General features: G+C 31.0%; 13 protein-coding genes and 2 pseudogenes. 4 read left to right on the top strand and 11 right to left on the bottom strand.

Translation table 11 applies throughout. The features are described 5' to 3' along the window. Nucleotides 1-328: 328 nt before the first annotated feature. Nucleotides 329-640: an MFS transporter gene (locus tag ACNQGN_RS18760; protein WP_417989350.1), complete on the bottom strand. Its 312-nt coding sequence runs from the start codon at nucleotides 638-640 to the stop codon at nucleotides 329-331. Between the two features lie 32 nt (nucleotides 641-672). Between ACNQGN_RS18760 and ACNQGN_RS18755 the strand changes: the two genes are divergently transcribed. Beyond that, the gene (locus tag ACNQGN_RS18755; RefSeq protein WP_417989349.1) at nucleotides 673-903 is read left to right on the top strand and encodes a hypothetical protein; all 231 of its coding nucleotides are present in this window, start codon (nucleotides 673-675) and stop codon (nucleotides 901-903) included. Between the two features lie 563 nt (nucleotides 904-1466). Next, nucleotides 1467-2252: a hypothetical protein gene (locus ACNQGN_RS18750; RefSeq protein ID WP_417989348.1), complete on the top strand. Its 786-nt coding sequence runs from the start codon at nucleotides 1467-1469 to the stop codon at nucleotides 2250-2252. A gap of 176 nt (nucleotides 2253-2428) precedes the next feature. On the opposite strand, the gene ACNQGN_RS18745 is transcribed toward ACNQGN_RS18750, so the two are convergent. From ACNQGN_RS18745 to ACNQGN_RS18705, 9 genes and pseudogenes are all read right to left on the bottom strand, one after another. Further along, nucleotides 2429-2719 (bottom strand): hypothetical protein, encoded by a 291-nt coding sequence (locus tag ACNQGN_RS18745; protein WP_417989347.1) that lies wholly within the window; start codon nucleotides 2717-2719, stop codon nucleotides 2429-2431. Nucleotides 2720-3074: 355 nt separating this feature from the next. Beyond that, a complete protein-coding gene (locus ACNQGN_RS18740; RefSeq protein ID WP_416837756.1) occupies nucleotides 3075-3386 on the bottom strand; it encodes a hypothetical protein in 312 nt (103 codons plus the stop codon). 34 nt (nucleotides 3387-3420) lie between these two features. Next, nucleotides 3421-3891: an Imm26 family immunity protein gene (locus ACNQGN_RS18735; protein WP_417989346.1), complete on the bottom strand. Its 471-nt coding sequence runs from the start codon at nucleotides 3889-3891 to the stop codon at nucleotides 3421-3423. A gap of 434 nt (nucleotides 3892-4325) precedes the next feature. After that, nucleotides 4326-4649 (bottom strand): RHS repeat domain-containing protein, encoded by a 324-nt coding sequence (locus tag ACNQGN_RS18730; protein ID WP_417989352.1) that lies wholly within the window; start codon nucleotides 4647-4649, stop codon nucleotides 4326-4328. A 75-nt stretch (nucleotides 4650-4724) separates the two neighbouring features. Further along, a pseudogene (locus tag ACNQGN_RS18725) lies at nucleotides 4725-5385 on the bottom strand (IS1 family transposase). A gap of 154 nt (nucleotides 5386-5539) precedes the next feature. Then, nucleotides 5540-5653, bottom strand: coding sequence for a transposase-like zinc-binding domain-containing protein (locus ACNQGN_RS18720; protein WP_417989345.1), 114 nt, complete (start codon nucleotides 5651-5653; stop codon nucleotides 5540-5542). A 224-nt stretch (nucleotides 5654-5877) separates the two neighbouring features. After that, nucleotides 5878-6162, bottom strand: coding sequence for a hypothetical protein (locus tag ACNQGN_RS18715; RefSeq protein WP_417989344.1), 285 nt, complete (start codon nucleotides 6160-6162; stop codon nucleotides 5878-5880). A gap of 1 nt (nucleotide 6163) precedes the next feature. Continuing rightward, complete coding sequence (locus ACNQGN_RS18710) at nucleotides 6164-6805, bottom strand: hypothetical protein (RefSeq protein WP_417989343.1); 642 nt, start codon at nucleotides 6803-6805, stop codon at nucleotides 6164-6166. 60 nt (nucleotides 6806-6865) lie between these two features. Next, nucleotides 6866-6967 (bottom strand): RHS repeat-associated core domain-containing protein, encoded by a 102-nt coding sequence (locus ACNQGN_RS18705; protein ID WP_417989351.1) that lies wholly within the window; start codon nucleotides 6965-6967, stop codon nucleotides 6866-6868. A gap of 323 nt (nucleotides 6968-7290) precedes the next feature. Between ACNQGN_RS18705 and ACNQGN_RS18700 the strand changes: the two genes are divergently transcribed. Beyond that, entirely contained in the window at nucleotides 7291-7971 is a 681-nt protein-coding gene (locus tag ACNQGN_RS18700) for a hypothetical protein (RefSeq protein WP_417989342.1), read from the top strand. Nucleotide 7972: 1 nt separating this feature from the next. Here ACNQGN_RS18700 and ACNQGN_RS18695 read toward each other — a convergent pair whose 3' ends face one another. Beyond that, entirely contained in the window at nucleotides 7973-8704 is a 732-nt protein-coding gene (locus ACNQGN_RS18695) for a tyrosine-type recombinase/integrase (protein WP_417989341.1), read from the bottom strand. 69 nt (nucleotides 8705-8773) lie between these two features. On the opposite strand from ACNQGN_RS18695, the pseudogene ACNQGN_RS18690 reads away from it, so the two are divergent. Then, nucleotides 8774-8911, top strand: a pseudogene (locus ACNQGN_RS18690) (transposase); the annotation flags it as partial. Nucleotides 8912-8914: the final 3 nt, after the last annotated feature.

Genomic DNA, 8914 nt, shown 5'->3' with positions numbered 1-8914 from the left:
CAGACTGCACCATTATACAAAAAGAGGCAACTATCCGATACGGTAATTACCTCTTTTTATATAATAGAGAAAACTCTTAACTACTATTGCTTTAATTTCTCTGCTCTGGACTCCCAGCAATTCCTAAAACATCCTTAACCCTTTTTTTTTAGCATTCTACTTTGCTTTTATTTTGTCAGAGAATCTATATAATAAAATTTAACCAATAGAATTTTCCCTGTTTTCCAATATAAACTAAGCTTTAATCAAGTTTAAATCAAAATTGATTATTTATGATTTAAATATCTGACTCCGGATAACATTTACATCTAATAACATAATACCCTTATTATTTAATTTCTCTAATCAGAAAAGATTTTTTAATACTACTTGCAGCGATAAAGACACTTACAATCATAAGAACTGCACCGGCTAAAAAAGGTGCTCCGGCAAATTTAATTGAAGCGGTCGGGCGGGTAAACCAAGTAAATAAATTAGTCATTAATAGCGGTCCAATCATAGAAGCCAAACTCATTAAACTAGTTAAAGCCCCCTGCAACTCCCCTTGCTCATTTTGAGATACATTTCTGGAGATAATTGATTGTATTGATGGTCCCGTGATACCTCCCACACAATAAGGAATTAAAAAAACAAACATCATCCAGGTTTGAGACGCAAAAGCAAACAATACAAGTGATAGCGCATATAGACTTAAACAATTTAGGCAATTTCGATAATATGTTGTTTGTTCTTGATGGAGACGAATATAGCGCTGAACATCAAAAAAGAGAAAAAATTGGTCGGGTTTTAACTGGTACTGCAGAAGGAGATAATGTTCGAAGACAATTAGCATATGAAAAAATTACGCAATTAAATTCCTGCTGGCCAAAGTCCAGAAGAATATTTTCATACTTTAATATGTGATTTAGACAAAAGCATACAGGTTTTTGAATAAAAAAATGAAAGGGAAGCAATGATGATTGTAGTGGCCAAGTGCAAATGAGATTAGAATGACACACCTGTCTCCTAAGATGGCAGCGAAGCCCAAAAACTATATTCACTACAAATAAAATCACACAATTGCATAACAATTATTAATAAAATGACAATACTTTCTATTACATTTGATTTGTGAACTTCTTCGACAAAATAGGAATTATATCTTCCGTTTTAGGAATATTATCGTTTTTTAAAATCGGTATAGATTTGCCAGCTCTTTTAAAAAAAATCTCATCGTATTAAAAATATTGATTTTTCTAAAAAAATATTATTTATTTTAATTATTTGTTCGAAAATCTAATTATTTCAGCAATTAAAAGATTACAAATAACACTTTCAACTTATTATAAAAAAAGAAAAAAGCAACTCTTTATCAGGTTGCTTTTGTTACTTTAATTGATTTATTTTATGCTCTAAATATACGTCAAAAGTGTATGTATTTACAAGTTACGCTTAAACTATCCATAACAAAAACTAATTAACAGAGCATGAATATTGATGTCAAACTAAGGAATCTTCGTGTCAAATTGAGACAAAATTCTAAAGAAATTATGGATGATGTGATACAAAGGCATGTCCCGAAAATTAGTTCGAAAGATAAATCGAAAATAGAAATTTGTGTATTTTGTACTAATCAAACTAATTTGACAAAAGAACACGTATTACCAAGATGGACATTTGAAAATTGCACTAAAAAATTCTTTGTTACGGATATAAATGGCAGCGAACAAACATATAATAAAACTACAATTCCAGTTTGTCCCGACTGCAATAATAATTTACTTGGAAATATCGAAAAATACATAATTTCATTATTGGATAATACTGATTTATCAATAACATTCTATAGCCAGGAACAAATTCAAAACATAATTCGCTGGTTGGAAATAATAGAATATAAATTTCAATTGTTAGAGATTCGCAGAAAATTTATAAAATCAAAGTCTTCAGAATATATCCGTTATTTAAGAGATATTCCTGTTTCTATAATGAGAGCAAATATAAATTATTCGCCACATAAAGCAGTTTCACAAATCAGACTTGCCCAGAAAAGAGTAACTACTAAATCAAAAGACAATAATGAAAACTCATTGGTTATTTTTAAAACGAAAAATGAAAGCTTCTATTTCTTTCATCACTTAAACGATTTTATTTTTCTGGAACTGCCCAAATTTGGAGTAGCATTTTTTTACTTTTATTCGCGAGAATTTGAAAATAATGAATTTGCTAAAGATGAGGCAATGAAAATTGTGAAATCAATGTACGAATCATAATGTACGGGGATTTATCGCTTTCCAAAAATGAGGCTGCTAAGATTGCCATTAACACAGTTTTCGATTTTTTGAAAAACAATGATATAAAAGTGATATTCGTTTGTCATGATTCAGAAAACTATAATATTTACTCAAATTTGTTAAAAGAAAAAGCCCCAAAATTTTGGGGCTTTGAATTATTTTAAGAAATTTTTGAAGTCTTCAAAGGCCTTTTCCTTTTCTAGCTCTTGATTTGGATCTAAAAGGACATTCATTATTTCTTCCTCTTTTTGATAATCCCAAAGAAAAATACCTAAATATCCTAGTCCCCAAAAATCAATATTACCTCCTTTTTCTTTAGAGTTAAACTCAATTTGATTTAAACTTCCAAAATCACCATCATCATAAGAGCAATATTTAATTTCAAACCCTTCGAGAGTAGGCTCTATATTGGCTTTAAACCACAATATATTTCTAGTTGAATCCATATTTTTTTATTTTACTTGTAATAATTAGGAGAAAGTTTTTTGAATCGTAGGCATAATTTGCCCTCCTTGTCTAGCAAGCTGACTTTGCATTGCTCTACCTGGATTTGGTCCAATTGTTTTAAACCACCCTTCAACTCCTCCTTGTAATAATTTATGGATATTGTTTGTATGCCAGACTAACATATCTCAGGATCAAAATACCACATAATTTAGATTTTTTTTAAACTATACTTTGGTTTAACTATTATATTCAAAATTAAAAGGGATGAACATTTTGCTCATCCCTTAAAACTACATTAGACTAGTTATTTTCAATAAGTTAAAAATATCTATTCATTAACTTTGAAGATAACCGCTATTTACTTTGATTTAATATCGAATCTATCTTTCTTCTATCCCATAAAAGTAAAGACATCTTTCCAATTTTGAATAGTCTATCTGGATTTACATTATGATTTAATGCCCAACTTATCCATTTTTTAATTGCAAACTCCCAATAAATCCAACCAATAACTCCTCCAATAATTGCGCTAATTTTGCCATTTACTTCTAAATAAGCTGTTAAGCCAAACCAAACTAGCACTATTATTGCTACGGATGGTATATTAACCCATAAATAACCTTTAGTTATGAGTTCTTGAGTTGATATTTCCTTATTATTCACCATAAATTTAATTTTTAGTTTAGACTTAAGAAACTTATTAATCTTTAAATAATTCTAAGTCATCTTCAAGCCATACACAAGGAACACCATTATAATAATCTCTTATCCTGTCTTCAACGTGATTAGCCTCCCATACTGCCGCTCTTTCCAGACCTTTTACTTTTTCCTTCTTTGCTGGTGTACTTTCACCTGTATTTGGATTGTAAAATTCAAACCTATCTGGATGTAATGCATCTTGGATAAATTGCATCGGTTGACTTTTTAAATTTTGCCTAATATTCATTTTTCCGACTATCGGCCAATGTCCTTGTGTTATTACATCATTATAAACACCTATAATGAATAAAATAGGTTTGTCTTCTAATACTGAAAAATCGGTTAATCTCGTTTCACTTTTATAATCAAAAAAAACATACCCCCCTTTATCTAATATTTGGGCGTAAGTATAATATTGATTTTCAATATTGATTTCAAGTATTGAACCTTGTGTTATTTTTTGCTTTTTCATAATTATATTTTATTATTGCCCAAATTCCTTTTTTGCAGCATTCTCATATACTTTAGCATTTGGATTTTTAGGACTTACCCCATTTATAGCATTTCCTGAAGTACCCCCCTCTGATTTTGCACCACCGTTTTGCTTTATAAGTTGTTGTTCTCTTCCCCTAATTGCATCTTTATTGGTTGATGATTTATCAAGTTTGGCAGGACCAAATCCATCTTTGTTTTTATGATGTTTTGCATCTCTTGCTGCAACATTCTCCCTTGGAGTTTTATTTCCACTAGTTCTTCCAGAGTAGGTTTCTTTAGTTTCTTTATTAGTTTTAGTATAAGTTTGGTGAGTCTTTTCTCCTTTGGTTGTTTCAGTAGCCTTTTCAACCGCTTTAGCTTTAGCAGAATTTATTATCGTTCTTGCTCCACCAGCTAAAACTGCCCCTGATACTAGTGCCTTATTCGATTTCGAATCATTATAATTTCGAGAATCTGTCTTCGCATTACCTGATGGTGCGTTTGCAAATTCAGAATAAAGTAAAGCAGCAACAACATAGACACATATTGGACATCTAAATCTACTTCGTCATCATCATCTTTATCAATATCGTTCGGATCAAACTTAAAATCAAGATCATTCAATAATGGATCAATATTCACCCATCGACCAATAGCAGGATCATAATTTCTAAAGCCATAATCGTACAACCCAAGCCCCAGCTCGTCTTGCAGTTCTTTCCCGTTGTACTTATACTTATAGGGTTTTGCAACTATTTTTATAAGTAATAACTTGTTAAATACAATATTTTTAAGAACGTAATTTAAAGGATAAACTTACCATTTTATTCCTCAATTCCAAAAGTAAATCTTTAAAACTGCCATAAAAACTACTAAACTTTTACTGAAGCAGATTGTCCGTCGGTTTAGTCTTTTTAGATGTGTCCTTAGTGTCAAATTTTTCCTTTCAATATGATTTGTCCCAAAACGTTTAATCAATCAGAAATCTGTAGTTTTTTAATCTATCGGTAAATATCTTATTAGCTTCTGATAATTTTAAAGTATCCAGAACACGGCTTAATGTTTTATTAGTTCGTTTACCTACGTTAAAACTGACAACATTTTTAGAATTCTTTTTCGGAGCATAAACCAGCCAAATAAAATTTCTTTTGTTTTTAATATAAGTACACATTTCATCAACTTCATAAGTTTTTCCTCTACTGATAATTGGCTGTTGAATATTCTTCACAATTTCAACAATTCTTTTCAATAATGTTGACGTTGAAATTTTTAATATTCTTGCAGTGCCTCTAATTCCTAAACCTTCTTTGGTTAACTGAATAATATTTTTGTTTGTATCTGACTTATAAGCTTGATAAATATAATTTTCAACTCTCGTTTTCTTACATAGCTTGCAGATATATCTTTGATTACCTGATTTTGTTTTGCCATATTTTGTCATAAATGTAATTCCACCAACACATCTGCAACACGAGGTCTCACTTAAAGCCATTTTATTCGATTTAAGACACTATATAATAAAAAAACAACCCGAAGGTTGTCTTATTTTTAACTGCGATAATACTAATAGTTGATTTTCTGACAATATTGTATGAAGTAATTAGCCACCAATACACTGAAACATTACCAAATTATTTGTTGAAACTTTATATATATTTTATCTGTTGTCTTTTTTTACAAATACTACATTTATAACGTTGGTTTCCATTAGACTGAAAACTATTTTTAATACATTCTTCTCCGCAAAACCTACATTTCATTTTCATGATCTATTTTTGATACACGAAGTTACAATAAAAGCTATTTCAGGCTTTTTAAAAGCTAAAAAATAGAAGAGACGACCATCAGGTCGTCTCTATATTATACGAAATTTCTAAATTCATGTTCTTTTTCAGGTAGTTAGCTTACTATTTCAGAAAAACACCTAATTTGATACATTACCGATTTTGTTTGTGTTCACGAGCGGGACGCTCGTACCAGTCCATTACCAATCAGAAATAAGAAACTCATCAATAAATTCTTTTTTATCGTTCACATATAAAAAATATGAACTAATTCCTTTATGCTCTTCTTTATGATGAAGTTCTATTTTTATTTCAATGCAAGGGGTTGGAATGAACTGGTGGTCAATTAATATTGAAATAGATTTTGGAATAATAGAACTTATCCTATTATTCAGATATTCCTCAGTATTAATATTATAATAATATTTAATAGCAAGGTGATAATATTCTTCTTTATTTTCTGTAATATTTTTATGTAACTCCATTTTAATGTCTTAAAAGCTTATCAAATACAAAATGTCCATTCGGCAACTGTTTCCCATATAATCTCAAATCGCCTCCTTTTCCTAATATTTTAATTTTATGAGTATATCCCGCTCCAACTGCACTAGCTTCGGATGCTGTTAATCGTATAATTCCCTGCTTTCCAGTTGGTGAGACTATTCCTTTTCCTATAGCGCCAACAAATTTACTTGCTATTGCAGGGTCTAAACTACTATATAATTTGCGCGCAATCCATCCTGAGGCTTTTATTTCTGATGAAGGATTTGAAGGCACGGGAAAAATCAACATCATAGCAGTTTGATAAGAATCTCCTACTTCAGATATTAAATTCGCTGCGTCAGAGAAAAAATCTCTATCTACTTTACTTTGTTTAACTTCTTCTTCACTTTTCGGAGTCACATTGAAAAGTGATCTAAAAAAATCCTTAAGACTACTAGTTGTTGGAGGATCTGGATTATTATTTTGATTACCATCGTTTCCTTCTCCTGTATCAGCTGCCTCGCCAGTATTAGCCGTTGCTCCATTACTACCTGAAGCAACTCCATTGTCATTAAATGTCCATTTCGTTTCTTTATCATCATCAGATTTATTCCATAGATCATTAATGACATCTTGAGAAAGCATCCCATCAGGGTCAATAAATCTAACAGGATTGTTATAAGCATAGCTGTATGGCGACCATCTTCACGATACTTCTGCCAGCGGGTCAATGTTCATCCATCGTCCTAAAGCAGGGTCATAATTCCTAGCTCCATAGTCATACAAATTCAACTGAGAGCCAGCAATATTATCGTCTTGCAGCTCTTTTCCGTTGTACTTATACTTATAGGGTTTTATACATTTTTCCTAATCGTATTAGCGTGATTAATCAATCATGGTATAATTCAAAGAACTTGTTTTTCATTACGAAAATAGATGTAGTTTATCTAATATCCTAGCCAAAGTAAAATTATTAAATATAAAAAAAGCCCTCAATTGAGGGCTTAAATTTCTTTCACTTAGTTACGTTTCTTATTAGAAAGAGGCTTCACTAAGCATTACGGTACAAATATACAAAATCATTTTAAAAAAAAATGTAAATTCGGGCTTTAATTTAAAATCACATTGTTTTGCAATATCAAAAATTCGAATTTTACATATCCAAACCCAGACTAGATAGATATTTAAATGTTTGCGGTAATTGCCAAAAAAGAACACAAGAATTATATCAAGCTAATTTAAAAATTGCAGAATCTTATTATGCAATTCTAAATTTGTTTGAAATTTTCCTAAGAAATAGAATGAATCATGAATTAACCAATTATTTTTCTAATCCTGATTGGATACTAGCTCAAAAAAATGGTTTTATGAGTGATAATGTGCTTGAACCATCAAAATTCTTTCTTAAAAAACAAGTTGAATCAGCAGAAAAGAGGACTAGAATAAGAAAGAAAGCTATCACATCAGGAGCAATAATTGCTGAACAAAGTTTAGGTTTTTGGACAAGTCTTTTTGATACTCATCACTATAAACTTTTAGCTGGAAGTATTATCCATTGTTTTCCAAACAAACCTGCAAGTACTCAAAGGAAACAAATAAGTTTCACGCTTTATGAAATAAGAGAGTTTCGAAATAGAATTTATCATAACGAGCCAATTTGCTTTAATGGAAATAATATTGATTTTACTGAAGCGGTACGAATCAAATCTGAAATTTATAATGTTTTAAATTGGATGGATACCGAATTAGCTGATTACACTTCAAAATTTGATTGTATTGATGCAAATATCATAGAAGCATTAAAAATCTAATTTACAACGGAAAGAATTTATTTATCATTTCTCTTTGTTGCAAACTATCCACTTTGATGTATTTCTCAGTAGTCCCAGGCCATTTGTGTCCTGCAAGTTCTTGAACCCGTTCCAATGGGCTTTTCTTTTCGTTGAGCCAATTGCAAATAACGCTCATGCGGATGGTTCTTGGGTTGAGGTTTCTATCTGGAAACAAGGGTTTCAATGGTTCAATAATTGCGTGGATTCCATCAACTGAAATGGGTTTTCCTAATTTGCTTAACAGTAATTTATCAGTATCGCATCGTAGTATTTCAGGTGCCAGTTCTTCGCTTGTCAATCCCTGATAGATAAGCAATGAAAGTAATACGCTGTTTCTGGAGTCTAAGAACTGATAGCGGTTTTCTCTAGTCAAAAGCAGTTGCAGTTCCTCACTGCTAAACAAATCCTGAACCTGCACGCTTTGATTCTGTTTGTTTTTGATGGTTAGCTGTTTGCAGGGGTGTTCGTTTCTCATTCCTGCCATCACTAAAAAATCGTAGTATTTCTTGATTGCTGATAGGATTCTAACTCTGTTCTGGATATTGGTCTGTTTGCGACTGACTTCTTCCATGTAGCTCACAATATTTTGAAAGGTGTATCTCTTAGCTTTGGGATTGGTTACCAAAAAATGATGGATAGTGTACAAATAACTTTCTGCTGTTTTAGTGGATAGGTTTTCTTTCAGATACATTTCTAATGATAATTTTGTCATAGCTATTTTTAAAATGATGTTACAGGTTTTCTTTTTTCTTGTTTTTGATAGCGTATAAGTAGGTGGTATTTAAACTATTTTAACAACAGAAGCACCAATGCTTCGGCAGAATCTTTCAATGCTAAAATAAAAGCATTCAGATCAAAATTCAGGGGTGTTAGAAACGTTGCATTTTTCCTTTTTAGGCTAACTAACATTTATGCTTAATTA

Origin of the sequence: Flavobacterium rhamnosi, assembly GCF_048286515.1 — a bacterium.
Taxonomy (GTDB): domain Bacteria; phylum Bacteroidota; class Bacteroidia; order Flavobacteriales; family Flavobacteriaceae; genus Flavobacterium.
Note: the sequence above shows the minus strand (reverse complement) of the source record. Positions and strands in the feature narration are given on the sequence as shown.